This window comes from Neorhizobium sp. AL 9.2.2, assembly GCF_013317225.1.
Classification (GTDB): Bacteria; Pseudomonadota; Alphaproteobacteria; order Rhizobiales; family Rhizobiaceae; genus Neorhizobium; species Neorhizobium soli.
This window is the reverse complement of record NZ_JAALXU010000008.1, coordinates 69,901-95,968: the sequence shown is the minus strand read 5'-3', so window position 1 is coordinate 95,968 and position 26,068 is coordinate 69,901. Positions and strand designations below refer to the sequence as shown.

Genomic DNA, 26,068 nt, shown 5'->3' with positions numbered 1-26,068 from the left:
GCCCCTGCCTTCAAGTCGACCGTGCGTGTGCCAGGTCTCCCAGCAGGCCGGCGGCGACGGAAATCTTCGAGAGCGTCAGATCGCCGCTTTCGCTGAGGCTCATCAGTTCGGCGCCGATGCGGTTGACGCGCAGTCGATCGCCAGCGATCCAGGCCTCCACCGGCTTCTTGTCCTTGCGGTGCTCGGTCAAGACCGCAATGACGATGTCGCGGCGGGCCGAGGCGAGCTGTTGAAGGCTGCGCGACAATGCCAGGCTTTCGTAATGGTCGCTTGTGCCGATCCGCTCGCCGGCCACGATCAGCCGGTTGACGCGGAACGTTTCTGTGACGGCGAAATAGCTCTCGATGGCGCGCGCCATGCTTTCGCCGGTCCGGTCGGCAATCCGCATGATCTCCGGCACGATGACGAGTGCCGACAGCAGGCGTATCTCTTTCACGAGACCGGACGGCGCCCCTTCGGCCTCCAGTTCTGCGGCAAGCGGGCCCGTTTCGGCGATGATATCGTCGGTCACGGTGGCGCGCAGCCCCTTGATGGCGGCCCTGAGCCTGGCGATGGCATCAGTCAGTTCCGTCGTGCCGATCTGCGTCTGGAGCGCGAGATAGGTACCGATGCCGATGATGCGGGTAACCTGGGCATAGAGATCATTCTGAACCCTGCCCGAGATCTTGCCATCCAGCTGGTCGATTTCGGCCCAGATATTCTCCAGGTCGAAGCCGTCGCGAACAAGGAAGATTGCCTTGACGACATTTGCCGCGGTGGCCCCCGTCATGTCGCTCATCATGTGGATAAAGCCCGGGCCGCCGCGGTTGATGGCTTCGTTTGCAAGCGCCGTCGCAACGATTTCACGGTGCAGGCGGTGGCCGGCAATATCGGCGGCGTAGGCCTTCTGCATCTTCGGCGGGAAATAGGCTTTCAGCACGGATGCGAAATACGGGTCGTCTGGGATGGTGCTGTCGATCAGGGCGTCGAACAGAACGATCTTCGAGTAGGAGACGAGCACGCCGATCTCGGGTCGTGTCAGCGGTCGGCCGCTGGCGTAGCGCTCGGCAAGTTCGACATCGTCGGGCAGAGTCTCGACCTTGCGGTTCAGCCGCCCTTCGCTTTCGAGGACCGACATCAGGCGGGCGAGCTGCTCGCGATTGGCGGCACCCTTGCGCTCGACGAGAGAAATCGCCAGTGGCTGAAGGTAGTTGTTGCGCAAGACGAGATGCCCCACGTCTTCCGTCATAGAGGCGAGCAGCGTATTGCGCTTGGCGCGGGTCAGCCTGCCGTCCTGCATGGCCGGATTGAGCGCGATCTTGATATTGACCTCGACGTCGGACGAATTGACGCCTGCGGAATTGTCGATCGCGTCGGAATTGCAGCGCCCGCCGGCCAGCGAATAGGCGATGCGGCCCTTCTGGGTAACGCCGAGATTGGCGCCCTCGCCGATGACGCTGGCACCGACTTCGCCGGCCGTGATGCGGATCGGATCATTGGCGCGGTCGCCCACTTCGGTATCGGTTTCGGACGCGGCCTTGATATAGGTGCCGATGCCGCCGAACCAGAGAAGGTCCACCTTGCTTTTCAGGATCGCCGTCAGGATCTCGAAGGGCGAGGCCGTCATCTTGTCGATACCGATCGCCGCTGCCGCCTGCTTGGTCAGCTTGACGGATTTTTCCGTGCGCGAAATGATCATTGCACCTTCAGACAGCGTCGAGCGGTCGTAATCCTGCCAGCTGGAGCGGGCAAGCGCGAACATGCGACTGCGCTCGGCAAAGGATTTCTCGATATCCGGATCCGGATCGATAAAGATGTCGCGGTGGTCGAAGGCGGCGATCAGGCGGATCTTTTCCGACAGAAGCATGCCGTTGCCGAAGACGTCGCCCGACATGTCGCCGACACCGGCGACGGAGAACGGCGTCGTCTGGATGTCGATGTCCTTTTCGCGGAAATGCCGCTTGACCGCTTCCCACGCGCCGCGGGCGGTAATGCCCATCTTCTTGTGGTCGTAGCCGGCCGAGCCGCCCGATGCGAAGGCATCATCCAGCCAGAAGCCGGCTTCCTGCGCCAGACCGTTCGCGGTGTCGGAGAAGGTTGCTGTGCCCTTGTCGGCGGCGACGACAAAGTAAGGATCGTCCTCATCGATGCGCAGCGTGTTTTCGGGCGGGACCACCTCTCCTTCGATGATGTTGTCGGTGACGGACAGAAGCGTGCGGATATAGGTCTTGTAAGCTTCCTTGCCGGCGTTGAAGAACGCGTCGCGCGAGGCGGCGGGGGGAAGCATTTTCGGGAAGAAGCCGCCCTTTGCGCCGACGGGAACGATGACGGCGTTCTTGACTTGCTGTGCCTTCACAAGGCCCAGTACCTCGGTGCGATAATCCTCGCCGCGGTCCGACCAGCGGATGCCGCCTCTAGCGACCTTGCCGAAGCGCAGGTGAACACCTTCGACTTCGGTGCCGTAGACGAAGATCTCGCGGAACGGGCGCGGCTCCGGCAGGCCGTCGAGTAAATCAGGATCGAGCTTGAACGCCAGCATCGGCTTTGCGCCGCCGTTCTCGTCCACCTGGAAGTAATTGGTGCGAAGCGTTGCGTCGATCGCGTTGACGAACCGGCGCAGCGTCCGGTCTTCGTCGAGGTTCGGGACGTTGCCGAGCGCTTCCTCGATCGTCTCGTGCAGCTCGGTCAGCTTCTTGATGCGGGTCTTTTCGGCAATCTTCGGATCGAACCCGTCGCGGAACAGGCGGAAGACGGCGGCGGAAATTTCCGGGTACTTGTTGAGCGTATCGGCGATGTAGGTCTGCGAGTAGACGATGCCGGCTTGGCGCAGATAGCGCGCATAGGCGCGCAGCACGGTCACTTCGCGGGCGGAAAGTCCGGCGAGCAGAACAAGGCGGTTGAAGCCGTCATTGTCGATCAGTCCCTCGAACGCCCTGAGGAATGCGTCTTCGAGCCGCTGTCCCTCGCGGGCGAGATCGATCTCACGGGCACCGTCGAGCTGCAGTTCCATGTCGTGCAGGACGATGAGGTCCGCTTGCGGGCCGGCGTGGATCTCGAATGTCTGCTCGCTGACCACGTGAAAGCCGAGATTTTCGAGAAGCGGCACGCGGCGCGACAGGGAAAGATGCTGGTCGCGGTGGAAGATCTTTAGCGAAACGGTATTGGCATCGTCACCGGGGCGCCGGTAGAAGTCGATGCGGATGGTCTCGCCGGCAGCGCAGGCGGCAATATCGGGCAGGTCGGCAAAGGTCTCTTCCGGCGAAAATGCTTCCTGGAAGGCGCGGGTGACGGAAAGGCGGGGGCCGTCTTCCGCAAGCAATGCGAACCTGTCTTCCCACGGCGTCGCGATAAGGCGCACGGCCTCCTCAAGCTTTGCCTGCGCGACGCGCGGCGTCTTGCCGCCGCTGCGGCCGATAATCATGTGGACGCGGGCAACGCGGGCTTCCGGAAAGGCCGGGTAATAGGCCGAAACGTGGCCGTCGAAGATTTCGCAGAGATATGCGCCGACCTTTTCGCGGACGATCGAGTTATAATCCTCGCGCGGCACATAGACGATGACAGAAACGAAACGGTCGAAATGGTCGATACGCGGCAGTACGCGCACGCGCGGCCGCTCGCTCAGCTCCATGATCTGTTCGCAGAAGCTCGAGAGAACATCGAGATCGATCTGAAAAAGGTCGTCGCGCGGGTAGGATTCCAGCGTGTTTTCGAGCATGCGGCCCGAATGGCTTTCCGGATCGAACCCGAAATTCTTCTCGATGCGGGCGATCTTTGCGCGCAGCAGCGGCACGTCGCGGACGGACTGGGTATAGGCCGTGGAGGTGAAAAGGCCGACGATGCGCAGTTCGCCGACCACATTGCCCTTTTCGTCGAAGCGCTTCACCCCGACGTAATCCATATAGGCGCGACGGTGCACGACGGATTTGACGTTGGCCTTGGCGACGATAAGGAAATCCGGGCCGTCGAGAAATTCGAGGATCTCGGGCGTGGTCGTGACCTGATCCTTGCCCTGTCGCAGCACGAGCACATCCGGATCGGACAGAATGCCGAGGCCCCTGCCCTTGCCGCGCTCCACCTTGGCATCGGCGCCCTTGCCCGAATAGGTGTATTCGCGCATGCCGAGGAAGGTGAAATTGTCGTTCCTGAGCCAGTCGAGAAAAGCATACGCCTCGTCGGCATCGGCCTTCTTGCCTTTTTTAGCGTTGACGAGTTGGGCCTGGGCGTCTTTGAGAACGCCGAGCATCGCGGACCAGCCGGTGATGGCCTGGTGCACCTGGTTAAGAACAAAGCGGATTCGCTCGACCAGCCCTTCGGCTTGCTCGTCGTTGAGCTGGGGCACATGGATCTGGATCAGGCTGACATGATGGGCCGGGTCGCCGGGTCGCTCGCTCGAGTGAAGCGTCGGCTGCTTGCCCGGTTCGATGACCAGGATCGGATGGACGGCCATCGTGAGGTCGCGATAGGCCGTCGTCACTTCACCCATGACCGAATCGAACAGAAACGGCATGTTGCGATCAATCACCGTAATGATCGAAACCGGCATTCCATCGGGCTCGACACCATCAAGGGTTTCGATTGTGATGTCGGCCTTGATTCGCGTCCAGGCTTTCAGCCGTCTTGCGGCATGTCCCGCGCACAGGGCAAGCATTTCTGGCGTGTAGTTTTCGAGATCGTCACTGCTGGCGCGGCTGAAGATCAGGAAGGGATCGAGATGGTCCTCCATGCCGGAAGCGGCCGCAATCCTGCCCGCCTTCTCGATCTGCTTGTCCCGCTTCGGGTTTTGCCGGCCTGCCATCTGTCTCTCCCTAAATTTTTTCTCAACGTGCGATAAAACGCAGCCAATGTCATTATGCTTTGCCGCGGTGTCTCACCGGTGCTTGCGGCTGGAATTTGTCATAGGCGTGTCACGTCTTGTTGACATGCCGACACAGAGATCCGATCAACGGTTCGATAACGTCGAAAGCAAGCATCATGCAGGGTAATTCAGGCGCGGTCATCGTCATTTCCAGCCATGTGATCCGTGGCTCGGTCGGTAACCGGGCCGCCGTCTTCGCGCTCGAGACCCTGGGATATCCCGTCTGGGCCATGCCGACCGTCGTTCTGCCCTGGCATCCCGGGCACGGTCCTTCGACGCGCCTGACGTTTCCCGAATCGGATTTCGACAAGGCTATAGACGATCTCATCCGGGCGCCATGGCTCGGCGAAGTGAAGGCGGTGCTGACCGGGTATTTCGGAAATGCCGCGCAGCCGCGCGCCGTGGCACGACTGATCGAGGCGCTGCGGAAAAACAACCCGGACCTTATCTACGTCTGCGATCCCGTGATGGGCGATCTCGGCGGGCTCTATATCCCGCAGCCGACAGCCGAAGCGATCCGCGACGAGCTTCTGCCGCTTGCCACCATCGCCACGCCGAACCGATACGAGCTTGCCTGGCTCTCGGGTGCACCGCTCGATGACAACAATGCAATCATGGAGGCAGCGATCGCGCTTGGGCCGCCGCGGATGCTGGTGACCTCGGCGGTGCCGATGATGACAGGCAGTACAGGCAATCTCTATCTCACCGGCAATCATGCGCTGCTGGCTGAACACAGGCTGATCGACCACGCCCCGAACGGGCTCGGAGACCTGCTCTCAGCGGTTTTTCTCGCCCGCGTCATGTCCGGCATGGATGAAGAGAAAGCCCTGCAGACAACGACTGCCAGCGTGTTCGAAGTGCTGGCGCGTTCGGTAAAGCGCGGGGCCAACGAGCTGACGCTGGAAATGGATGCCGCCAGCCTCTCGACGCCGATGGCGATGGTCCAGATGCGCCGGCTCGTGCATCCCCTTAAGAGGCGCAAGCCGTAAGCTCAAAGAGCATGCCCATCCACACAATGGCCGTTGATTCTCGTCTGGCTGCACGATAATCGTGAGCCATGAGCGAATTTCCAGAAAAACTGCTTTCGGGCTACCGTAACTTCATGAGTGGTCGCTACAGCGACGAGCGGGAGCGCTACCGCGCGCTCGCCGATACCGGCCAGAAGCCGCATACGCTCCTGGTTGCCTGTTGCGACAGTCGCGCGGCGCCCGAGACGATCTTCGACTGCGGTCCGGGAGAACTCTTCGTGGTCCGCAACGTCGCCAACATGGTACCGCGCTACGAGCCCGACAGCCAGTTTCACGGGACATCGGCTGCGGTTGAATACGCGGTGCAGGTGCTCGAGATCCGCAATATCGTTGTCATGGGCCACGGCCGCTGCGGCGGTATCCAGGCAGCGCTCGACGCTTCCATGAAGCCGCTGTCGGAGGGGGATTTCATCGGCAAGTGGATGGGTTTGGTCAGGCCTGCGGCCACGCAGATCCAGAGCAACGACCTGATGACCCAGAGCGAGCGTCAGACAGCGCTCGAACGGGTGTCGATCCGCAATTCGATCGCCAATCTGCAGACCTTCCCCTTCGTCCGCGATCTCACGGAAAAGGGAGAACTCGACATTCACGGCGCCTGGTTCGATATCTCGACCGGCGAGTTGTGGGTGATGAACGAGAAGGGCGATTTCACCCGGCCAGACATCAGTGTACCCGCGATCGAGGCCGAGCAGAGCCCGGCCTGATCATTTCAACCGTGTAACGGCTCAGCCGCCGTCGATCTGGGCGCCCATGTATGCGATCGCCTGCTGGTAGACGGTTGCCGCGTTCCAGCCTTGGATGGCGACGAAATTCGGCTCGCCCTGCTGGTAACCGGCGCCTGTACGCCAGCCATGACCCTTGAGGAAGTTGGCGGTCGATGCCAGGGCATCGGCGCGCGAACGGACCATGTCGATATGGCCGTCACCGTCGCCATCGGCGCCGTAGCGGATGACGTTGAGCGGCAGGAACTGGGTCTGGCCGATTTCGCCATGCGCTGCACCCTTTGCAGTGGTGCTGAGATCACCGCGGGCAACGAGCTGCAGGGCAGCGTAAAGCTGTTCGGTAAAGTATGCCGAACGGCGGCAGTCATAGGAAAGCGTTGCGACGGCTGACAGCGTATGCTGGTCGCCCATGTAATTGCCGAAACCGGTTTCCATGCCCCAGATCGCCAGGATCGGACCGGCCGGAACGCCGTAGCGGCGCTCGATCGACGCAAACAGCGCTGCGTTGGATTTCTTCATGGACTTGCCGCGCGAGATGATCGTTGCGCCACCGCGCTTCTTCATGAACTCGTCGAAGGAAAGCTTGAAGCTTTTCTGGCCGCGGTCGGCGCGAATGGTCGGGCGGTTGTAGACGACGTTGGCAAAGGCGCGGTCGAGAACTGCAGGGCTGATACCCTTGGACGGTGCCTGCTGCTTGAAATCGGCGACCCAGCGGTCGAAACCGGCTCCATCATTGCCGCAGGCGGCGGCAAAGGCCGGGGCTGCGGTTGCAAGCGTTGCTGCTGCGATCAATCCTGCCAGAATAGTCTTCATCATGCGGTCAAACCCGTCGAAAGTCCGGATTGCTTGGCCGAAAGCTTCCGGAAGAATTGCGCTATATTCGGCCTTATGACCCCAGTGGCGGATAATCGCAATTCATCTTCCCATGAATAGTTCGTGAAGAGAGACGAATCGAAAAAACCCCGTCATTTCTGACGGGGCTTTCTAAGCGGATTTGCTTAATAAAGTACGTTACTTATCAAGCAGCAACCTTGCGTGGCTTGATGAGACCGCGATTGACCAGAAGTTCGGCGATCTGGATCGCGTTCAGCGCGGCACCCTTGCGCAGGTTGTCGGAGACGACCCAGATGTTGAGTCCGTTTTCGACGGTTGCGTCTTCGCGGATACGCGAAATGTAGGTCGCATCTTCACCGGCGCATTCGAGAGGCGTGATGTAGCCACCGTCTTCGTGCTTGTCGATCACGAGGCAACCCGGCGCTTCGCGCAGGATATCGCGGGCCTGATCGGCCGTGATCTCGTTTTCGAACTCGATGTTGACGGATTCGGAGTGGCCGATGAAGACCGGAACGCGAACGGCCGTGCAGGTGACACGGATCTTCGGGTCGAGCATCTTCTTGGTCTCGGCCAGAACCTTCCACTCTTCCTTCGTGTAGCCGTCTTCCATGAAGCTATCGATATGCGGGATGACGTTGAAGGCAATACGCTTGGTGAACTTCTTCGATTCGACCGGATCGGCCACGAACACGGCGCGCGTCTGGGTGAAGAGTTCGTCCATGCCTTCCTTGCCGGCACCGGACACCGACTGGTAGGTGGAAACGACGACGCGCTTGATCTTGGCAAAGTCGTGAAGCGGCTTCAGCGCGACGACGAGCTGGGCCGTCGAGCAGTTCGGATTGGCAATAATGTTCTTCTTGGAGAAACCGACGATGGCATCGGGGTTCACTTCCGGAACGATCAGCGGCACTTCCGAATCGTAGCGCCAGGCGGACGAGTTGTCGATGACGACGCAGCCCTGCGCACCGATCTTCGGCGACCACTTCTTGGAGGCATCGCCGCCGGCTGACATCAGGCAGATGTCGGTATCGGAGAAATCGTAGTTCTCGAGGTTGGACACCTTGAGCGTCTTGTCACCGAAGGAGACTTCCGTGCCCTGGCTGCGGGCGGAGGCGAGTGCGACGACTTCATCAGCCGGAAAACCACGTTCGGCCAGAATGTTCAGCATTTCCCTGCCGACATTGCCGGTTGCTCCGGCGACTGCGATCTTGAAACCCATTTCTTTGCTCTCTTTCTGTCTCTCCTCGGTTTTCTGAGGGGGAAGCCCGTGTCGTGCGCGACGCGGTGTTCCTTGTCCCCGGCCGTACCGGGGAGAGAGCGGTGGCCAGAGACGTCAGACGATAATTTTCGTCGTCGTTTTGGCCGTGGTTTTGTCGGAAACCGAAAGGGCAACATCCAGCCGCCCGGCAGATACTGCCAGGTCATAGCACGCAGCAAAGCGAAAGTCGCGGCGAAGCATGGACACTCCTTTTCCAACGCTGCTCATAAAAGATTTTGCCACAGAGTCAAGGTTGATGCGATCGGACATCGGCGCCGTTATCACGTTTCTGTCATTGCACTGTCATCGCATGGGGCTATCCCCGAACCTCTATGCGACGCAACGACGGGGGTTTTCCATGCGTATGCTTCTTGCTGCCTTTGCAGCCACCACAATTCTTTCCGGCGGCATGCAAGCCGCCCACGCCGCGAACGTCTTTCCGCTTGATCGGGCGACGATCCTGACCGGCTCTCCATTCGATTTCAAGGTCGAGTTCAGCTCGGTCGTGAAGCCTGAGGACGTTAAGATCACCGTCAACGGCAAGGACTACAAGTCTGTGTTCGGCAAGGATGTCGAGTTCGTTGCAGAAGAGAAGAACAAGGACAAGGTCCTCGGTTCCGCCGTCGTGCTGCGCGCACTGACGATCGCGAATGCCGGCGAATACAAGGTTGAAGTCTCTGCTGGTCCGGAAACCAAGAGCGTGACCTGGAACGTTTATGGCACCGCGGCGCAGCCAAAGGCCAAGAACGTGATCTTCCTGATCGGTGACGGTCTTTCCGTGGCGCATCGCACCGCTGCCCGCATCATGGCCAAGGGCATGACCGAGGGCAAAGCGAACGGTCGTCTCGCCATGGACGACATCCCGCCGGCAGCCTTTATCGGGACGTCCGCGACGGACGCTGTCGCCACCGACAGCGCCAACACGATGTCGGCCTATATGACCGGCCACAAGACAGCCGTGAACGCAATCGGCGTCTATGCCGACCGCACGCCTGACTCGATGGACGATCCGAAGGTTGAAACATACGCGGAGGCGGTCCGCCGCCAGACGAAGAAGTCGATCGGCATCGTCACGACCGCAGAAGTTCAGGACGCAACACCCGCAGCCGTCGTCGCCCATACCCGCAAGCGCGGCGACAAGGCGGAAATCAACGGCATGCTGTTCGACGTCAAGCCGGACGTCCTGCTCGGCGGCGGTTCCGCCTACTTCCTGCCCCAGGCGACGCCTGGATCCAAGCGCAAGGACGACAAGGACTATATCGCCCTGTTCAAGGACGCCGGCTACATGCTTGCGACCAGCAAGGCTGAACTGGCAACGGCATCCGGCACCAATACCGGCAAGATCCTCGGCCTGTTCCACACCGGCAACATGGACACGACGCTTGACCGCGAATTCCTGAAAAAGGGCACGACGGCGAAGTTCCCGGATCAGCCGGGCCTCGTCGACATGACCAAGGTCGCGCTCGACACGCTGTCGAAGAACCCGGACGGCTTCTTCCTGATGGTCGAAGCTGCCAACATCGACAAGATGTCCCATCCGCTGGACTGGGACCGCGCCGTCGTCGATACGATCGAATTCGACAAGGCAATCGCCGCAGCCCGCGAATTTGCCGACAAGAACCCCGACACGCTGATCATCGTCACCGGCGATCATACCCACGGTGTTTCGATCATCGGTACGGTCAACGATGAAAAGCCGGGCGACGACATGCGCGAAAAGGTCGGGACCTATGCCGAGGCAGGCTTCCCGAACTATATGGACGAGAACAAGGACGGTTATCCTGACAAGGTCGATGTTACCAAGCGCCTGTTCCTGAACGCCAATAACGGCCCTGATCATTACGAGACATTCCGTCCGAAGCTCGACAATCCCTTCGTTCCCGCCATCCAGAACGAAAAGAAGGAATATGTCGCCAACGAAGCCTACAAGGATATCCCGGGCGCTGTTCTCGTGACCGGCATCATTCCGAAAAGCGCCGACAGTGGCGTCCATGCGGTTGACGATGTCGTGCTTCAGGCTGCCGGCCCAGGTTCGGAAGGCTTCCGCGGCTACATGGAGCAGAGCGACGTCTACAAGGTTCTCGCGGAGACTTTCGCGCTGGGCGCCAAGCAGACCAACTGATCAGACCGACTGGGTCTGAACGACCATGGTTAAAGAGGGGGCATGTCCTGAGGCGTGCCCCTATCTACTTCAGATATCGCGGGACTTGAAGATATGCCTCAGCTGCAGGATGATGACGGCGCTCGACAAGGGAGAGCGATCATGGGAGCGCTCGAGATGGTCGACCGTCGCCAGATGCTCAAGACCTCGCTTGGCATCATTGCCGGCCTGCCGCTGCTGATATCAGGCGCAACCGCCCGCGCAGAAAATGGGCTTTCCTTCGACGAACTCTATGGCAAGGTCAGCGTTCTCGGTCTGGAATTTTCCGACAAGGTTAAGCGGCTGAACGGTCGGGAGATCGCCATGCGCGGTTTCATGGCGCCACCGCTGAAGGCGGAAGCCTCGTTCTTCGTTCTGACCGAAGTGCCGATGTCGATCTGCCCGTTCTGCTCCACCGATGCGGACTGGCCGGACAATATCGTCGTTGTCTATCTCGATGAGAAGCAGACATTCACCCAGCCAAGCCAGACGATCGAGGTGCGCGGCACGCTCGAGATGGGCTCGTGGACCGATCCGGACACCGGCTTCGTCAGCCTGCTGCGGATCCGACAGGCGGAATACGGTACGGTCTGAAGACATGATGCCTCTGAAGGTGCAATCTCTCGCCGTCTCGTTTCCCGGTCTGGCGACACCGGTTCTTTCCATCGCGAGCCTCGACATCGCCGCCGGCAGCCGCGTTGCGCTGACGGGCGGGTCGGGATCCGGCAAGAGCACGCTTCTCAATATTATCGCAGGTCTCGAGCGTGTTCGCACCGGCGAGGTCATCTGGGGCGGGCAGGATATTGCTAGGCTATCGGAAGGCCGGAGAGACCGCTGGCGGGCCGAGAATGTCGGCCTGGTGATGCAGGATTTCCATCTGTTTGCGGGTCTGTCAGCGCTGGATAACGTGCTCCTGCCGGCAAGGCTTTCGCGGGTCTCGACCCCGGTTCTGGTGAAAAGAGCACAGGAGCTGATCGAGACCGTGGGGTTGAAGCGTCCAGGCCAGCCTGTCGAGACCATGTCGCGTGGCGAGATGCAGCGGGTGGCGATCGCCCGGGCGTTGCTGCGCAAGCCGGGTATCATCATCGCCGATGAGCCGACGGCAAGCCTAGACCTCGAAAACGGGGAGGCGGTGGGGGATCTGCTTTTGTCAGTCGCGGCCGGTGCCGGCAGCACGCTCGTTGTGGCGACGCACGACCAACGCATGATCGAACGCCTCGACCGGCGCATCGTGCTCAGGGGCGGGTGCATCGTCGGCGATGATGTTGTCGCGAAGGTGCCAGTATGATCCGTTTTATTGTCGCCGACCTGCGGCGTCTCTGGCTGGGCTGCGCCGTCGTGGTGCTTCTGGTTGCCTTAGCGACGGCGCTCGGGGTTGCCGTGACCCTGCAGGAACGGTCGCTGCGTCTCGGCAGTGCCCGCGCCGCCGACAAGTTCGATCTCGTGATCGGCGCCTCCGGCAGCGAAACGCAGCTGATCCTCTCCTCGATCTTTCTCCAGCCCGCGCCGCTGCCGCTGGTCGATGGAGAGCTACTTTCGAAACTTGCCGCCGATCCGCGTGTCGCCTGGGCAGCTCCCGTCGGTTTCGGCGATTCCTTTGCCGGCTATCCGATCGTGGGAACGACGACGACGCTTGTGACCAACACGACGCCGGGCTTTGGCGAGGGACGCATGTTTGCCGCGGAAGGCGAAGCGGTTCTCGGCGCTTCAGTCACTCTTACGGTCGGCGCCGTCGTCAAGCCGATGCATGGAACAGCCGAAACCGGTGGTCCAACCCATACGGAGATCGCATACAAGGTCGTCGGCAAGCTCAAACCGACCGGCACGCCATGGGACCGCGCCATTCTCGTGCCGATCCAGGCCGTATGGCACGTTCATGGTTTAGGCGCTGAGCATGAGCACGAGGACGCAAGCACGGAGCCTGCGGCAGCTGTCGCCTCTACCACCCATGACGAAGACCATCATCACGGCGGCATCGATCCGGATGCGCCGCTCGTCGAGGATTTCGGGGCTGATACCCCCGGCCTTCCAGCGATTCTGGTCAAACCGAAGTCGATTGCCGATGCCTATCGCCTGCGTCAGGCCTATCGCGGCAATGGCACGGTGGCGGTCTTTCCCGGCGAGGTGCTGACCGGCCTTTATGCGACGCTTGGCGATGCGAAAATGGTGTTGAGTGCGGTCGCTGCGGGATCGCAGGCTCTTGTCGCGGCGGCACTGGTGCTGGTGACGGTGATCCATGTGGGGCAGAGGCGCCGGCAGATCGGCGCGCTGCGCGCGTTCGGGGCACCACGCGGCGCCGTGTTCCTCATCGTGTGGCTGGAGCTGCTTCTCCTGGTTGCGCTCGGCATCGGGCTCGGCTTCGTCTGCGGGCTACTGGCAGCGCAGTTCGGCGCCCATCTGTTTACCGCGAAAAGCGGGGTCATCCTGCCGGTCGGGTTCACGAGAGACGACGTACGTCTGGCACTTTTTCTGCTGGGCTTTGCAGCGGTCCTTTCGGCCGTGCCGGCACTTCTTGCCTATCGGCAGTCGCCCGCCCAGGCGCTTCGCTCCTGACCAATCCGGGCTACGTCATTAGACGAAAGTCATAAGCCGAAAGCATGTCTCATCCGGCGTGCCAAATTCTGTCACTCTGCAACGATTGCGCTAACCTGTCTGGCCGAGGAGGAGAATGGCCGGACAGGAAGGCACGGAGTTCATCTTGTTGGGAGGACGACAATGGCACACGTCGCAACGGCAGCCCGGACGAAGGCTAGCCCCATGACGCGCGAGGAAAAGAAGGTCATCTTCGCCTCGTCGCTGGGTACCATTTTCGAATGGTATGATTTCTATCTCTACGGAACGCTTGCCGTCATCATCGGCCGGCAGTTCTTTTCGGCGTTTCCGCCCGCCACGCAGGCCATCTTTGCACTGCTGGCCTTTGCTGCAGGCTTTCTCGTCCGCCCCTTCGGCGCACTGGTCTTCGGACGGCTCGGCGATCTTGTCGGACGCAAATATACCTTCCTGGTCACGATCGTGATCATGGGCCTATCGACATTCTTTGTCGGTCTTCTGCCAAGCTACGAGCAGATTGGTGCAACGGCGCCCATCCTTCTCATCGCGCTGCGCATGTTGCAGGGCCTGGCGCTCGGTGGCGAATACGGTGGTGCTGCTGTCTATGTGGCCGAGCACGCGCCCCCCGGTCGCCGCGGATTTTACACGGCCTGGATTCAGACGACGGCGACGCTTGGCCTGTTGCTGTCGCTCGCCGTCATCGTGACGCTGCGCGTCAATATGGGTGAAGAAGCCTTTGCCACAAGCTATCCGGTCATATTCGGTCTGCTGGGCGGCTGGCGCATTCCGTTCCTCGGATCGGCACTGCTGCTTGCGGTCTCCATCTACATCCGCTTGCAGATGAACGAGTCCCCCGTCTTCCAGAAGATGAAGGAAGAAGGCACCCGTTCGAAGGCACCGCTGACGGAAGCCTTCGGCACCTGGAAGAACGGCAAGATCGTAATTATCGCACTGTTCGGTCTTGTCGTCGGCCAGGCCGTCGTCTGGTATACCGGCCAGTTCTACGCGCTGTTCTTCCTGCAGAGCATCCTGAAAGTCGACCTTCTGACGGCGAACGTACTGATTGCCTGGTCGCTTCTTCTCGGCACACCATTTTTCCTCGTCTTCGGTGCGCTGTCTGACCGCGTGGGCCGCAAATGGGTCATTCTGGCAGGCTGCGCGCTCGCAGCGGTCACGTACTTCCCGCTGTTCCACGCATTGACCAATACCGCCAATCCGACCTACGCGGCAGCGATCAAAAACGTCCAGATCCAGGTTTCGGCGGATCCGGCGACATGCGGATCCCTGTTCGACCCGGTTGGTATCAGGACCTTCACGCAGCCCTGCGACGTCGCGAGACGCACGCTGTCGCAGCAGGCGTTTACCTACACGCTGGTGCCAGCAGCCGCCGGTGCGCCAACCACGGTCAGCGTGGCGGGCACGGACGTTCCCGTTGCCAATGTGACGTTGCCGGACGGCAAGACCGAAACCTTCGCCCAGCGTCTCGGCCCGGCCAGCGTGGCAGCCGGCTACCCTGCCGCCAACGATGCTGCCAAGGTGCGTGTGGATGGCTTCTTCGCGGTGTTCGGCAATGCCCAGGCTTTGACGGTCATTGCCATTCTCTGGGTCATGGTCGTCTATGTGACGATCGTCTACGGCCCGATCGCCGCGGCGCTGGTGGAGTTTTTCCCGACACGCATCCGCTATACCGCCATGTCGCTGCCGTATCACATCGGCAACGGCTGGTTCGGCGGGCTGCTGCCGGCCACCTCCTTCGCGATCGTTGCCTCGACCGGGGATATCTATGCCGGCCTCTGGTACCCGGTCGGCTTTGCCGTTCTCACGATCATCATCGGCGCGGTCTTCGTGAAGGACCGGCGCAATATCGATCTTAACGACTGATCAGTCAGCAAAAAAGAAGGGCCCGGCGGAAACGCCGGGCCCTTTTTCGTTTCAGGGCAGTGGTCCCCTCGCGGGATGCCTCAGGCCGAGAGGCCGGCAAATTCCTTGAGGATGGCGTCGCCCATGTCGCCGGTGCCGACTTGGCGGCAGCCGTCGGCCATGATGTCGCCGGTGCGGATGCCCTGGTCGAGAACGTTGGCGATCGCCTTTTCCAGGTTGTCGGCTTCAGTGATCATGTTGAAGGAATAGCGAAGACACATGGCAAAGGACGCGATCATGGCGATCGGGTTGGCAATGCCCTTGCCGGCAATATCCGGTGCCGAACCATGGACCGGCTCGTACAGCGCCTTGCGCTTGCCGGTCTTGCCATCGGGTGCGCCGAGGGAAGCGGACGGCAGCATGCCGAGCGAACCCGTCAGCATGGCCGCAACATCAGACAGCATGTCGCCGAACAGGTTGTCGGTGACGATGACGTCGAACTGTTTCGGCGCGCGAACCAGCTGCATGCCGCCGGCATCGGCCAGCATGTGGTCCAGCTTCACATCGGAATACTTGGCCTTGTGGATCTCGGTGACGACCTGGTTCCACAGCACGCCGGATTTCATCACGTTGCGCTTTTCCATCGAGCACACGGCATTCTTGCGGGTGCGCGCCAGTTCGAAAGCAACGCCTGCGATGCGTTCGATCTCGTAGGTGTCGTAGATCTGGGTATCGATGCCGCGCTTCTGGCCGTTGCCGAGATCGATGATTTCCTTCGGCTCTCCGAAATAGACGCCGCCGGTCAGTTCGCGGATGATCAGGATGTCGAGCCCGTCCACCAGTTCGGGTTTCAGCGAAGAGGCGGCGGCAAGCGCCGGATAGCAGATGGCCGGGCGAAGATTTGCGAAAAGCTCCATATCCTTGCGCAGGCGCAGCAGGCCGGCTTCCGGCCGAACCTCGTAGGGCACACTATCCCACTTCGGACCGCCGACAGCACCGAACAGGACGGCATCGGCCGTCATCGCCTTTTCCATGTCCGCGTCGGAAATGGCGGCACCATGCGCATCATAGGCGCAGCCGCCGACCAGACCTTCGTCGGTGACGAAATCGGCACTCATGGCGTCATTCATATGGGCGATGATCTTGCGCACTTCGCCCATGGCCTCTGGACCGATGCCATCACCGGGAAGCAGGAAAAGGTGTTTTGCCATTGTGCAGATGTCCTTGGTTGTTCGGCCGACGGTTGGGCAGCTGTTTCAGGAAGCGCCGGCGCCGATGCGGGCGGTCACTTCAATCTCGATTTTCATTTCAGGGGTGGTGAGGCCACAGACGATCATGGTCGCTGCCGGCCTAATCTGGGCAAATGCCGATCCGAGCACCTCGACCACGGCATCGTAATCGGCCATGTCCACGAGATAATAGCGCACGCGGACCACGTCCTTCAGACTGCTGCCGGCTTCGCCAAGCGCTTTCTCGATAGTGGCGAGCGCGTTGCGGGTCTGGTCAGCGACATCGTCAGGCATCACCATCAGGGCATAGTCATAGCCCGTCGTGCCAGAGACATAGACCATGTCACGGTCAACAACTGCGCGGGAATAGCCGATCCGCGCTTCGAACGGTGATCCGGAGGAGATATGCGTGACCATCTGATAACCCTCAGAGCCAGGGGCGGTCCGTGCTGTTCTTGTCCTCGAAACTCGAGATCACGGCGTCGCTCTTCAGCGTCGATGCAATATCGTCGAGACCTTCGAGAAGGATCTGGCGGCGGCCGGGGTCGATGTCGAAATGCAGCGAGCCGCCATCCGGGCCGGTGATCTTCTGTGCTTCGAGATCGATCGAAATGACGGCATTGGAGCCACGATCCGCATCATCGAGCAGCTTTTCGAGATCTTCCGGAGATACGACGATCGGCAGGATGCCGTTCTTGAAACAGTTATTGTAGAAAATGTCGGCAAAGCTGGTCGAGATCACGCAACGGATGCCGAAATCGAGAAGTGCCCAGGGCGCGTGCTCACGCGACGAGCCGCACCCGAAATTGTCGCCGGCCACCAGGATCTTGGAATTGCGATAGGCCGGCTTGTTCAAGATGAAATCCGGGTTTTCTGACCCATCCTGATTGTAGCGGGATTCTGCAAACAGTCCCTTGCCGAGACCGGTTCGCTTGATCGTCTTCAGGTAGTCCTTGGGAATGATCATGTCGGTGTCGATGTTGACGACCGGAAGCGGCGCTGCGACGCCTGTGAGTTGCGTGAACTTGTCCATGATCTGCCTCCAAGGGAGTTGTCGTGAAGGCCAAATAAAGCAATTTGCCGCCGATTTGAAGGGCATTATGCCTTCAACCGGTACTCCGCTGCGCCAGAGCGCGCAGGCGGAGCGAACATGATGACGCTAGAGGTCGATGATGGTACCGCGGCCGTCGTTCCAAACACGGATATCGCGGCTGGCCGGCTTTGGTCCGAACGATTTCGCTCGCACGGGTACAGGGTTCAACCTGGTCGAGATCGCCCTACCAATTGAAAGAAGGACGAGAATGCCGGCAAATGCGACGGTCAGAGACGCTGTAAAGAGCGCCGCCATGGCAAGCACCGCAATAGCTGAGGCGACGACGAAAAATGCACGAATGTTTTGCATGGATCATACCTTTCAACGTCTGAAATGTGGGACCGGCCGGCCCCGCTTACAAGTGGTTTCACGACCTCCTGTCTTGCCGAGGGCCAAAAAGCTTGTCACAACCACGTTATGACTTTTCCCAATGATTACATGGTCCCGAAGCGATGGCCGCTCTGATCCGGCGCTCGCTCCTGAGCGTTCCCGCGAGCAACACCCGTGCGCTTTCGAAAATCCCGCAGCTCGACTGCGACGGCGTGATTTTCGATCTGGAGGATTCCGTGGCATTCGCGCAGAAAGCGGAAGCGCGGGATAACCTCCGCAGAAGCTTTGCCGAGCTGAATTCCGATGGTCTCGAGACGGCTATCCGGATCAATCCGCTCACAAGCGAATTCGGTCCTGCGGATCTCGAGCTCATCGTCGAACTTCTGCCGGATGCGGTGGTCATTCCCAAGGTTGAGCATGCGGACGACGTCCGGGTGATCGCCGAGCGCCTTTCTCAGGCGGGCGTGCCGGAGAGGGTCTCTATCTGGGCGATGATCGAAACGCCGCTCGGCGTCCTCAACGCCGCCGAAATCTCGAGCGTGGGCGGACGGATCAAATGCCTCGTCGTGGGGCTCAACGATCTTCGCAAGGCAACGGGTGTTTTGCCGCAACCGGGGCGGGCCAATCTCATACCCTGGTTGATGCAGGTCGTGCTGGCGGGCAGGGCCTATGGTGTCGATGTGATCGACAGCGTGTTTAACGATTTCAAGGACGAAGTCGCGTTCGAAGCCGAGTGCGCCCAGGGCCGCGCCATGGGATTTTCAGGCAAGATGCTGATCCATCCGGCGCAGATCGACGCGGCCAACCGTCATTTCGGTCCTGATGATGATGCGCTTGAAGAGGCGCGCGCCATCATCGAGGCCTTCCGCCAGCCGGGAGCCGAAACGCTCAACGTCATCAACCTCGACGGTCGCATGGTCGAGCGTCTGCATCTCGAAGATGCGGAAAAGCTCGTCGCCAGCGCGGCGGTCATCGCCAACAGAAAGAGAAAGCCATGAAAGTATATCGTTTCATCACCGGTCCTGACGATGCCGCCTTTTGTCACCGGGTGACGGCGGCGCTGAACAAGGGCTGGGAACTCTCCGGTTCGCCAAGCTACGCCTTCAACGGCAAGACGGGCGAGATGCATTGCGGCCAGGCCGTGATGAAGACCGTAGAAGGCAAGGAATACAGCCCCGACATGAAGCTCGGCGAGCAGTAAAAAGCTAGGCCGAGGTGTGTCTGCCAGCGCTGGATCAGCGCTGGCTTGCTTCCTCGGCGCTCGCCTCGATGCGCTCCATGTCGTCGTCACTCAGGCCGAAGTGATGGCCGATCTCGTGGATAAGGACGTGGGTGATGATATCGCCCAGCGTTTCCTCATTCTCCGCCCAGTAATCGAGGATAGGCCGGCGATAGAGCCGGATGCGATTGGGCAGTTCGCCGGTTTCGACCGTAAACCGTTCCGAAATGCCACGTCCTTCGAACAGGCCCAGAAGGTCGAACGGCGTTTCCAGCGCCATGTCTTCGAAAACGTCGTCGTCCGGAAATTCTTCGACCTCAATGGTGAGGTTCGTCGTGAGTTTGCGGAATTCGTCCGGAAGGTGGCTGTAGGCTTCTAATGCCAGCGACTCGAACGTGCTGATCGTCGGCGCATGGCGATCCTGCCAATCATCGGTCTGGTCAATGCGGGCCATGGGATCTCCTTCCAACTCAGGCACATATAATACCTGAAGCAGCTATTTCGAGAAAAGAATCATTGCGATAGCTTTTAGAGGAAAAGATTCCTGATCGGGAGCTGTTGACTCTTTGCCACGTGTCTGGAATCCATAAGAACATAAAGCGAACATTATCGATGGAGTTAACGCCATGGCCAAAGGTGCCTGGGCGCGGGAGAGACTTTTGCCCTGCGCAAGCCGATCTCGGAAACGGAAAGCGGTCGGCGAGCTTGCTCGTGATGCTCGCGTCTGGTCTGGATTGGAACCCGCATGACCGCCTGTTTTCGATTCCCTCTGGCGCATGGACAGAGGCGTATTCTGACACTCGTGTTCCCGCGTCTGTCAACCGACAGAATCGCGCGCCGCCGCTGGGGTATGGACTGGCGGTCTTCCCGCCATCACGACCATCCACCGATCGTCTTTGCCGGGCGCCACGCCGACAGGATGTGCCTGACAGTGCTCGACGCGGCCGCCGAACGCCTTAACCTGAAGCTGGGGCAGGGCGTTTCAGAAGCGCGAGCGATCTTTCCGGAGCTCGACGTAATGGACGAAGACGATGATGCCGACGCGGCGCTTCTGATGGCGCTCTCCGACTGGTGCGACCGATATACGCCACTGGTGACGCTAGAAGGGCGCAACGGGCTCTCTCTGGATATCACGGGCTGTGCGGATTACGGTGGCGGAGAGCAGGGCTTGCTCGGCAATGCCTCCCGCAGACTCCGTCAGATGGGTTTCGACGTCAAAGGGACACTCGCATCTTTTCCGGGCGTGTGGAGCGATTCTGCTTCTGCCGCGGACGGAACCTGTGGCGGCGCGTTGTTTCGATCGAGTGACGTCCGAGCCTTTTCAGAGATATCGCAGCGACACAGCAGCCGGTTAGGCATCACTGCCTCCGATCACGGATCGTTGATAAGGGGGTTATGATATGTCAATTACCGGGCTGGATTCTTTCTTGACATCGCTTGTCCTCTTTTGCAAAAAGTCTGTATCGAGGTCAATGTTCTCCAGGTCGATCCAAAATGCTGGTTTGCAGTTGCAATTACATCACCGAAAGGGAGATCAAGGATACGATCATCCAACTCCTCACTGAGGACTGTTGGCAGCTTATCGTTCCCGTCAAGGTCTACCATGCGATGGAAAAACGCGGCCGTTGCTGCGGTTGCTTTCCCAATGTCGTCGATCTGATCATCAAGACCACTGAGGAATATCACGCCCAGCGGCACTCGACGGAAGCTGACGTGATCGTCTATATGTCGCGCTTGAAACAACTCCACGAAGAAAACAGGAGAGCGGACATTGAAAGGCGACTTACAGGTCATCGAGCGGCTTAACGAGGCACTCTTCCTCGAACTTGGCGCTGTGAACCAATACTGGCTGCACTATCGTCTCCTGCATGATTGGGGTTTTACCAAGCTTGCCAAGAAGGAGAGGGCCGAATCCATCGAAGAGATGCAGCATGCCGATCGCCTGATCGACCGCATCATCTTTCTCGAGGGTCATCCGAACCTTCAGACGCTGGCACCGCTTCGCATCGGCCAGAACGTCAAGGAAGTTCTCGAAGCCGATCTGGCTGGCGAATACGATGCCCGCACCGCCTACAAGGCGTCGCGTGATATCTGTCACGCCGCCGGCGACTATGTCTCCATGAAGCTTTTCGAACAGCTGCTGATGGATGAGGAAGGTCATATCGACTTCCTGGAAACGCAGCTCGAACTTCTCTCGAAGATCGGCGAAGAGAGATACGGCCAGCTCAACGCGGAATCAGCCGACTCCGCTGAGTAAAGCTCAAATCATCGACACTCTATCGCTCGAGCCCGGTGGAAGATGCTTTCACCGGGCTTTGCTTTATCCGACCAGCGCTAACCGGACGTGCAATCAGCCTGCCGGCGCGAGGTGGGCAAATTCGGCGACGACCCTGTCATAGACCGCGCGCTTGAACGGCACGATCAGGCCGGGCAGATCCTGCATCGGCTTCCATTCCCAGGCATCGAATTCAGCCGTATGGCCGCCCGGCGGCGGGTTGATGGCGATCTCGCTTTCATCGCCGTCAAAGCGGAAGGCAAACCAGCGCTGCGTCTGGCCGCGATACTTTCCCTTCAGTCCGATACCGATCAGGTGTTCCGGAAGATCGTAATTGATCCACTCGCCGGCTTCGGCAAGCAGCGCGACGGAACGCATGCCCGTTTCTTCGTACAGTTCACGATAGGCGGCGGGCAGGGGATCTTCGCCCTTGTCGATCCCGCCCTGCGGCATCTGCCACAGTTGCGGAGACCCGTCGAATTCGCTGTTGCCGGCAGCAATGCGGCGTCCGGCCCAAACGAGGCCCTCGCTGTTGAGCACCATGACCCCGACGCAGGGACGATAGGGAAGATCGTCCGCTTTCACCGGTTTCTTGTGATCCTTGGCCATATCATTCCCCTTGCTTCAAGGTGCCACGCTCTCGCGGGCAAGCGTCGATACACCGACGATTTCTACACCGCGTTGCGAGGCTTCGTCGGCCCATTTGCGGATCGCCGCGATGCTCTCGTCGAAGGCGGAGGCGATGCCGATTGCCGTTCCCTTGCGTTGGGCTATCCGCTCCAGTTCGTCAAGTTTCTTGAGGATCGCGTCGGATTGAAGCTGACCGTCCAGGGTCAGGTCACCGAAGGCGTGCGGCAGTTGCATCGCCTTTGCCAGCACCTCCGTCTTCGACTGGGCCGAGGTGCCGTCATCGAGGAACAGCAGGCCGCGGGAGGCCATGTCGCGCAGGACAGGCTCAAGCGCCTTGACGTCGGAGAGATAGCGGCCGCCCTGGTAGTTCATGATCCCCGTATAGTTGGTGATCTCGCCCATCGCCACATCCAGTCGCTCAAGGTTCTTTGCGGCAGGATCCTTGACGAGAAGCGTGCCTGGTCCGGGGTCGTTGGCCGGATAGTCGTAAGGCTCGAACGGGACCTGGATGAGGATTTCGTGGCCCGCGCGGCGCGCTTCCTGCATCCAGCGCTGCAGGCTGTTGCCGCTTGCAGCAAGGCCCAGCGTTACGCTTGGCGGCAGTTGCTGGATTGCGCGCTGGGTGCCCGTCTGGCTGAGGCCGAGGCCACCGACCACGATCGCGATCCTTGTGCCGCGGGCGCCGGACCAGGGTCGTGCATACTGGTCCATGGGTCGCATGCCATCCTCGCCGAGGATCGGCAGTTTGCCGTATTCCGTGTCTTCCAGAAGAGACGTATTCGGCTCTGCCGCAAATCGCGGGTCCTGGCCAATTCTCTGGGCATTGATAAGGACGGGACCGTTTCCATCCCTTGCGCGCGGCGTGTATTTTGTCACGACCGAGCCGTCCGCCATCCGGTTCTGCTCAATGGTAGCGCCGGAATTCGGATTGGACCGGGGCATGCCGTTGGGGTTGGCATTTTCGGGAGAAACTGCATCATCGGTAGGTGTCTTGGGGGCGATCGCCGTGGAGGAGGGGGGCTCGCTCGAGGCGATGCGCTCAAGCTGAGGGTCGTTTCGCATCGCATAGATCGACAAGCCGACGACGGCAATCACGCCGATGCTTCCTAAAACGGCAACGGCCGACAGGCGACGCGCCGTTCGTCGCTTCGGCGGCCGGTTTTGACCGAGCGGTGCATGGAGATCGCTGCCCAAGGGATATGCCCGCGTCTGCGCTGCCGAAATGAATGCGGTCAGGCGGCTGTGATGAAACAGCCGCCTGACCGGTTTGCCTGATTAGTTCTTGACGGCTGCCGCAGCCTTGTCCGGGCTAGCCGGGAAGGACGGGTCTGTCTTTGTCCCATGCAGCAGGTCCATGGCATAGTTCAGCTGCAGGTCGTCCTTGGTTTCCGGCGGCACATAGGCAGCCGAACCGGAACCTTCGTCGGTCTCAGCCGCACCCTGGATATGGCCCTTGAGGCTGGATTCGCCCTCGGCGCGGACCTTACCCTGCAGTTCCGGCGGAAGCGGCTGTTCGACCTTGATGTCAGGCGTGATGCCCGTTCCCTGGATCGACTTGCCCGATGGCGTGTAATAGAGCGCCGTCGTCAGACGCAGCGCACCGGATTCGCCGAGCGGAATGATCGTCTGGACGGAGCCCTTGCCGAACGAGCGGGTCCCGACAACGGTCGCGCGCTTCAGATCCTGCAGGGCGCCGGCGACGATTTCAGATGCGGAAGCCGAGCCGCCGTTGACAAGCACAACCACCGGCTTGCCATCGGTCAGGTCGCCAGGGCCGGCATTGAAGCGGCGTGTCTCATCTGCATTGCGGCCGCGGGTGGAAACCACTTCGCCGCGTTCCAGGAAGGCGTCGGAGACGTTGATCGCCTGATCCAGCAGACCGCCCGGGTTCAGGCGCAGGTCAAGCACGAAGCCCTTCAGCTTGTCGGCAGGCACGTCGGCCTTGATCTTCTTGATCGCCTTTTCGAGATCGTCATAGGTCTTCTCGGTAAAGGAGATGACGCGCACATAGCCGATATCGCCGGCTTCGACGCGCGATTTCACGGCGCGGACGGCGATGATGTCGCGCATGACGGTGATGTCGAGCGGCTTGTCGGCACCCTGACGGATGACGGTCAGCTTGATTGGCGTATTGACGGCGCCTCGCATCTTTTCGACAGCGTCTTCAAGCTTCAGGCCGCGAACCGCCTGGCCATCGATCTCGGAAATGTAGTCGCCGGCAAGGATACCAGCCTTGGATGCCGGTGTGTCGTCGATGGGCGTGATGACCTTGACGAGTTCGTTCTCCATCGTCACTTCGATGCCGAGACCGCCGAATTCACCGCGGGTCTGGGTGCGCATGTCTTCGGCATCTTTGGAATTCATGAAGCTCGAATGCGGATCAAGCGAGCTCAGCATGCCGTTGATGGCATTTTCGACCAGCTTGTTCTCATCCGGTGGCGTGACGTACTGGGCGCGAACCCGCTCGAACACGTCGCCGAAGATCGACAGTTCCTTATAGGTGGAAGCCCCGGCGGCCTGGGCCGGGACACCGGCCGAATAAATGACGCTCATCGCGGTCGCACCCAACAGTGCTCCGACGATGACAAGAGAAGCCCTACGAATCATTTCGCGCCCTTCCAGTTTCTTTGCTGGCCCACCACGGTTTAGAATCAACCGGAGTGCCGTCTTTTCGGAATTCAATGTAAAGCGTCGGGCGATCCGTTTCCAGCGCCAACGCAGTCGCACTTGCTACTCTTTTCTCACCCATGGCAGCGATCGGTTCGCCAGCAAAGACAAACTTGCCCTGCCGCGCGTTGACCATGTCCATTCCTGCCAGAACAACATGATAGCCGTCGCCGGCGTTCAGGATGATCATCTGGCCATAGCTCCGGAATGCACCGGCAAACACGACCAGCCCATCGGCCGGTGCCGTCACCACTGCGCCGGGGTTGGAGGCCACGGTCATACCGCGTGCCGGGTGTCCCGTTCCGTCTGCATCGCCGAACGCACGCAATATTTCGCCGGCAACCGGAAGCTCAAGTTTTTGCCTGAGGCTTGAAAACGCGTATGCGGGCGCAATGCGGTTTTTGTCGGGCACACCGCTTTCGGCCAATTGCCGGGCATTTTCGCGTTCCTCTTCGGACATCTGCCGCCGACGCTCTTCCTCGGCACGGGCCAGATCCATGCCTTCGCGCACGGATGCGATCTGTCCTTCAAGCCCCTGAATAAGATCCTGAAGCGAGGTGGCGCGGCCAACAAGTTCCTGAGAACGCGCGCGTTCTGCGGCGAGCTGTCTTTCATTCTCGGCGTTCAGCTTGGCGTTTTCAGCCAGCAGCAGGTTCATCCGTCGTTCTTCCTCGACGCCTGCCGTGATGGTTTGCGAAACGGTTTCCTTTTCCCGTGCCGCCTCGGCCTGAAGGCTCGCGAGATTTTGAAGATCCGTGACCAGTCTTTCGGCCTCGGCCCGCATGCCGGGCACGACGGCGCCGAGCAGGATGGCGCTTCTCACGGAACCCAGCGCATCATCGGGGGAGACCAGCAGCGCCGGCGGCGGGCTGCGGCCCATGCGCTCCAGAGCACCCAGCACTTCGGCGAGAATCGAGCGACGCCCCCTCAGGGCCACGCGGATCTTGTCTTCCTGCACTTTGAGCGAGGCGAGCTTGTCTTCGCTCACCTGTATCTTCGACTGCAGGTCTTTGCGCCGTGCGGCTGAATCGATCAGAGCCTGGCGCATATCCGCAGACGTTTTCTTGATGCCGGAAATGCTGTGCTCGATCTGGGCGACCTTTTCCGACGAGAGGCTCATGCTTTTGGCCAGCACTTCCAGCTCGCCGCGGGTCTCGTTGCGTCTCTTTTGAAGATCGGCTGTCGGATCGGCCAAGGCTTCGGCCGCGGGCGGGGAGGGTTGGGCTGCAGGCGGTGCCGGTTCCTGTGCCAAGGCAGTCCAGTGAAAGGGGGGCAGGCGGAGAGGCGCGAAGGCAAGCGCCGATGCCATCGCTGGCAGCGCAAGGCCCAGGGCTATGGCTCTCCTGATTGTCATCGCGTTCTCGAATTTTGCAGCGGACCGGTGGAGCCTAAGCTGATT

At 60.4% G+C, this 26,068-nt stretch carries 25 protein-coding genes; 12 read left to right on the top strand and 13 right to left on the bottom strand.

All coding sequences use genetic code 11. The annotated features are described in order from the left end of the window. Positions 1–10: 10 nt before the first annotated feature. The gene (locus G6K99_RS17375; protein ID WP_174197300.1) at positions 11–4,774 is read right to left on the bottom strand and encodes an NAD-glutamate dehydrogenase; all 4,764 of its coding nucleotides are present in this window, start codon (positions 4,772–4,774) and stop codon (positions 11–13) included. Between the two features lie 176 nt (positions 4,775–4,950). Between G6K99_RS17375 and pdxY the strand changes: the two genes are divergently transcribed. Beyond that, on the top strand, positions 4,951–5,823 hold the full coding sequence (gene pdxY / locus G6K99_RS17370) for a pyridoxal kinase PdxY (protein WP_174197299.1): 873 nt from the start codon (positions 4,951–4,953) through the stop codon (positions 5,821–5,823). Between the two features lie 68 nt (positions 5,824–5,891). Further along, the gene (locus G6K99_RS17365) at positions 5,892–6,566 is read left to right on the top strand and encodes a carbonic anhydrase (protein WP_113109984.1); all 675 of its coding nucleotides are present in this window, start codon (positions 5,892–5,894) and stop codon (positions 6,564–6,566) included. Between the two features lie 21 nt (positions 6,567–6,587). On the opposite strand, the gene G6K99_RS17360 is transcribed toward G6K99_RS17365, so the two are convergent. From G6K99_RS17360 to G6K99_RS17350, 3 genes are all read right to left on the bottom strand, one after another. Further along, positions 6,588–7,400, bottom strand: a complete 813-nt coding sequence (locus G6K99_RS17360; protein WP_062462825.1) for a lytic transglycosylase domain-containing protein — start codon at positions 7,398–7,400, stop codon at positions 6,588–6,590. A gap of 202 nt (positions 7,401–7,602) precedes the next feature. Continuing rightward, complete coding sequence (locus tag G6K99_RS17355) at positions 7,603–8,637, bottom strand: aspartate-semialdehyde dehydrogenase (protein ID WP_062577062.1); 1,035 nt, start codon at positions 8,635–8,637, stop codon at positions 7,603–7,605. Positions 8,638–8,751: 114 nt separating this feature from the next. Beyond that, on the bottom strand, positions 8,752–8,946 hold the full coding sequence (locus G6K99_RS17350) for a hypothetical protein (protein WP_156461724.1): 195 nt from the start codon (positions 8,944–8,946) through the stop codon (positions 8,752–8,754). An 88-nt stretch (positions 8,947–9,034) separates the two neighbouring features. On the opposite strand from G6K99_RS17350, the gene G6K99_RS17345 reads away from it, so the two are divergent. The 5 genes from G6K99_RS17345 (at position 9,035) to G6K99_RS17325 (ending at position 15,247) form a co-directional block, all read left to right on the top strand. Further along, entirely contained in the window at positions 9,035–10,798 is a 1,764-nt protein-coding gene (locus tag G6K99_RS17345; protein ID WP_174197298.1) for an alkaline phosphatase, read from the top strand. Positions 10,799–10,939: 141 nt separating this feature from the next. Further along, entirely contained in the window at positions 10,940–11,410 is a 471-nt protein-coding gene (locus tag G6K99_RS17340; protein WP_244631514.1) for a hypothetical protein, read from the top strand. A gap of 4 nt (positions 11,411–11,414) precedes the next feature. Continuing rightward, positions 11,415–12,104: an ABC transporter ATP-binding protein gene (locus G6K99_RS17335; RefSeq protein ID WP_174197297.1), complete on the top strand. Its 690-nt coding sequence runs from the start codon at positions 11,415–11,417 to the stop codon at positions 12,102–12,104. Further along, positions 12,101–13,369 (top strand): FtsX-like permease family protein, encoded by a 1,269-nt coding sequence (locus G6K99_RS17330; RefSeq protein ID WP_174197296.1) that lies wholly within the window; start codon positions 12,101–12,103, stop codon positions 13,367–13,369. The genes G6K99_RS17335 and G6K99_RS17330 overlap by 4 nt, the downstream gene beginning before the upstream one ends. Positions 13,370–13,531: 162 nt before the next feature. Beyond that, the gene (locus tag G6K99_RS17325; protein ID WP_244631513.1) at positions 13,532–15,247 is read left to right on the top strand and encodes an MFS transporter; all 1,716 of its coding nucleotides are present in this window, start codon (positions 13,532–13,534) and stop codon (positions 15,245–15,247) included. An 80-nt stretch (positions 15,248–15,327) separates the two neighbouring features. On the opposite strand, the gene leuB is transcribed toward G6K99_RS17325, so the two are convergent. From leuB to G6K99_RS17305, 4 genes are all read right to left on the bottom strand, one after another. After that, on the bottom strand, positions 15,328–16,437 hold the full coding sequence (gene leuB / locus G6K99_RS17320; protein ID WP_174197295.1) for a 3-isopropylmalate dehydrogenase: 1,110 nt from the start codon (positions 16,435–16,437) through the stop codon (positions 15,328–15,330). Between the two features lie 45 nt (positions 16,438–16,482). Then, complete coding sequence (locus tag G6K99_RS17315; protein WP_174197294.1) at positions 16,483–16,872, bottom strand: RidA family protein; 390 nt, start codon at positions 16,870–16,872, stop codon at positions 16,483–16,485. Positions 16,873–16,882: 10 nt separating this feature from the next. Continuing rightward, a complete protein-coding gene (gene leuD, locus G6K99_RS17310) occupies positions 16,883–17,488 on the bottom strand; it encodes a 3-isopropylmalate dehydratase small subunit (protein ID WP_174197293.1) in 606 nt (201 codons plus the stop codon). Between the two features lie 126 nt (positions 17,489–17,614). After that, positions 17,615–17,857 carry a hypothetical protein gene (locus tag G6K99_RS17305; RefSeq protein WP_062462792.1) on the bottom strand — a complete coding sequence of 81 codons (243 nt, stop codon included), beginning with the start codon at positions 17,855–17,857 and terminating at the stop codon, positions 17,615–17,617. Between the two features lie 143 nt (positions 17,858–18,000). On the opposite strand from G6K99_RS17305, the gene G6K99_RS17300 reads away from it, so the two are divergent. Further along, positions 18,001–18,876 (top strand): CoA ester lyase, encoded by an 876-nt coding sequence (locus tag G6K99_RS17300; protein ID WP_092665109.1) that lies wholly within the window; start codon positions 18,001–18,003, stop codon positions 18,874–18,876. Next, the gene (locus tag G6K99_RS17295; RefSeq protein WP_062462785.1) at positions 18,873–19,079 is read left to right on the top strand and encodes a DUF1737 domain-containing protein; all 207 of its coding nucleotides are present in this window, start codon (positions 18,873–18,875) and stop codon (positions 19,077–19,079) included. The genes G6K99_RS17300 and G6K99_RS17295 overlap by 4 nt, the downstream gene beginning before the upstream one ends. 34 nt (positions 19,080–19,113) lie before the next feature. On the opposite strand, the gene G6K99_RS17290 is transcribed toward G6K99_RS17295, so the two are convergent. Beyond that, on the bottom strand, positions 19,114–19,551 hold the full coding sequence (locus G6K99_RS17290; RefSeq protein ID WP_062462782.1) for a metallopeptidase family protein: 438 nt from the start codon (positions 19,549–19,551) through the stop codon (positions 19,114–19,116). Between the two features lie 477 nt (positions 19,552–20,028). Between G6K99_RS17290 and G6K99_RS17285 the strand changes: the two genes are divergently transcribed. The 3 genes from G6K99_RS17285 (at position 20,029) to bfr (ending at position 21,354) form a co-directional block, all read left to right on the top strand. Beyond that, a complete protein-coding gene (locus G6K99_RS17285) occupies positions 20,029–20,496 on the top strand; it encodes a hypothetical protein (RefSeq protein ID WP_174197292.1) in 468 nt (155 codons plus the stop codon). Between the two features lie 95 nt (positions 20,497–20,591). Then, on the top strand, positions 20,592–20,903 hold the full coding sequence (locus tag G6K99_RS23320) for a (2Fe-2S)-binding protein (RefSeq protein WP_062462776.1): 312 nt from the start codon (positions 20,592–20,594) through the stop codon (positions 20,901–20,903). Then, on the top strand, positions 20,869–21,354 hold the full coding sequence (gene bfr / locus G6K99_RS17280; protein ID WP_062462773.1) for a bacterioferritin: 486 nt from the start codon (positions 20,869–20,871) through the stop codon (positions 21,352–21,354). The genes G6K99_RS23320 and bfr overlap by 35 nt, the downstream gene beginning before the upstream one ends. Positions 21,355–21,447: 93 nt before the next feature. On the opposite strand, the gene G6K99_RS17275 is transcribed toward bfr, so the two are convergent. From G6K99_RS17275 to G6K99_RS17260, 4 genes are all read right to left on the bottom strand, one after another. After that, positions 21,448–21,981: an RNA pyrophosphohydrolase gene (locus tag G6K99_RS17275; protein WP_062577041.1), complete on the bottom strand. Its 534-nt coding sequence runs from the start codon at positions 21,979–21,981 to the stop codon at positions 21,448–21,450. 15 nt (positions 21,982–21,996) lie between these two features. Further along, positions 21,997–23,196 carry a divergent polysaccharide deacetylase family protein gene (locus G6K99_RS17270; RefSeq protein ID WP_244631512.1) on the bottom strand — a complete coding sequence of 400 codons (1,200 nt, stop codon included), beginning with the start codon at positions 23,194–23,196 and terminating at the stop codon, positions 21,997–21,999. A gap of 81 nt (positions 23,197–23,277) precedes the next feature. Beyond that, on the bottom strand, positions 23,278–24,609 hold the full coding sequence (locus G6K99_RS17265) for a S41 family peptidase (protein WP_174197291.1): 1,332 nt from the start codon (positions 24,607–24,609) through the stop codon (positions 23,278–23,280). Beyond that, a complete protein-coding gene (locus G6K99_RS17260) occupies positions 24,599–26,023 on the bottom strand; it encodes a murein hydrolase activator EnvC (protein WP_371816229.1) in 1,425 nt (474 codons plus the stop codon). Before G6K99_RS17260 ends, G6K99_RS17265 begins: the two co-directional genes overlap by 11 nt. Positions 26,024–26,068 lie beyond the last annotated feature (45 nt).

Bases quoted from the DNA above. Each gene is read 5' to 3' on its own strand.
- G6K99_RS17375 (WP_174197300.1), bottom strand. From the start codon at position 4,774: ATGGCAGGCCGGCAAAACCCGAAGCGGGACAAGCAGATCGAGAAGGCG.
- pdxY (WP_174197299.1), top strand. From the start codon at position 4,951: ATGCAGGGTAATTCAGGCGCGGTCATCGTCATTTCCAGCCATGTGATC.
- G6K99_RS17365 (WP_113109984.1), top strand. From the start codon at position 5,892: ATGAGCGAATTTCCAGAAAAACTGCTTTCGGGCTACCGTAACTTCATG.
- G6K99_RS17360 (WP_062462825.1), bottom strand. From the start codon at position 7,400: ATGATGAAGACTATTCTGGCAGGATTGATCGCAGCAGCAACGCTTGCA.
- G6K99_RS17355 (WP_062577062.1), bottom strand. From the start codon at position 8,637: ATGGGTTTCAAGATCGCAGTCGCCGGAGCAACCGGCAATGTCGGCAGG.
- G6K99_RS17350 (WP_156461724.1), bottom strand. From the start codon at position 8,946: ATGTCCGATCGCATCAACCTTGACTCTGTGGCAAAATCTTTTATGAGC.
- G6K99_RS17345 (WP_174197298.1), top strand. From the start codon at position 9,035: ATGCGTATGCTTCTTGCTGCCTTTGCAGCCACCACAATTCTTTCCGGC.
- G6K99_RS17340 (WP_244631514.1), top strand. From the start codon at position 10,940: ATGGGAGCGCTCGAGATGGTCGACCGTCGCCAGATGCTCAAGACCTCG.
- G6K99_RS17335 (WP_174197297.1), top strand. From the start codon at position 11,415: ATGATGCCTCTGAAGGTGCAATCTCTCGCCGTCTCGTTTCCCGGTCTG.
- G6K99_RS17330 (WP_174197296.1), top strand. From the start codon at position 12,101: ATGATCCGTTTTATTGTCGCCGACCTGCGGCGTCTCTGGCTGGGCTGC.
- G6K99_RS17325 (WP_244631513.1), top strand. From the start codon at position 13,532: ATGGCACACGTCGCAACGGCAGCCCGGACGAAGGCTAGCCCCATGACG.
- leuB (WP_174197295.1), bottom strand. From the start codon at position 16,437: ATGGCAAAACACCTTTTCCTGCTTCCCGGTGATGGCATCGGTCCAGAG.
- G6K99_RS17315 (WP_174197294.1), bottom strand. From the start codon at position 16,872: ATGGTCACGCATATCTCCTCCGGATCACCGTTCGAAGCGCGGATCGGC.
- leuD (WP_174197293.1), bottom strand. From the start codon at position 17,488: ATGGACAAGTTCACGCAACTCACAGGCGTCGCAGCGCCGCTTCCGGTC.
- G6K99_RS17305 (WP_062462792.1), bottom strand. From the start codon at position 17,857: ATGCAAAACATTCGTGCATTTTTCGTCGTCGCCTCAGCTATTGCGGTG.
- G6K99_RS17300 (WP_092665109.1), top strand. From the start codon at position 18,001: ATGGCCGCTCTGATCCGGCGCTCGCTCCTGAGCGTTCCCGCGAGCAAC.
- G6K99_RS17295 (WP_062462785.1), top strand. From the start codon at position 18,873: ATGAAAGTATATCGTTTCATCACCGGTCCTGACGATGCCGCCTTTTGT.
- G6K99_RS17290 (WP_062462782.1), bottom strand. From the start codon at position 19,551: ATGGCCCGCATTGACCAGACCGATGATTGGCAGGATCGCCATGCGCCG.
- G6K99_RS23320 (WP_062462776.1), top strand. From the start codon at position 20,592: ATGCTGGTTTGCAGTTGCAATTACATCACCGAAAGGGAGATCAAGGAT.
- G6K99_RS17275 (WP_062577041.1), bottom strand. From the start codon at position 21,981: ATGGCCAAGGATCACAAGAAACCGGTGAAAGCGGACGATCTTCCCTAT.
- G6K99_RS17265 (WP_174197291.1), bottom strand. From the start codon at position 24,609: ATGATTCGTAGGGCTTCTCTTGTCATCGTCGGAGCACTGTTGGGTGCG.
- G6K99_RS17260 (WP_371816229.1), bottom strand. From the start codon at position 26,023: ATGACAATCAGGAGAGCCATAGCCCTGGGCCTTGCGCTGCCAGCGATG.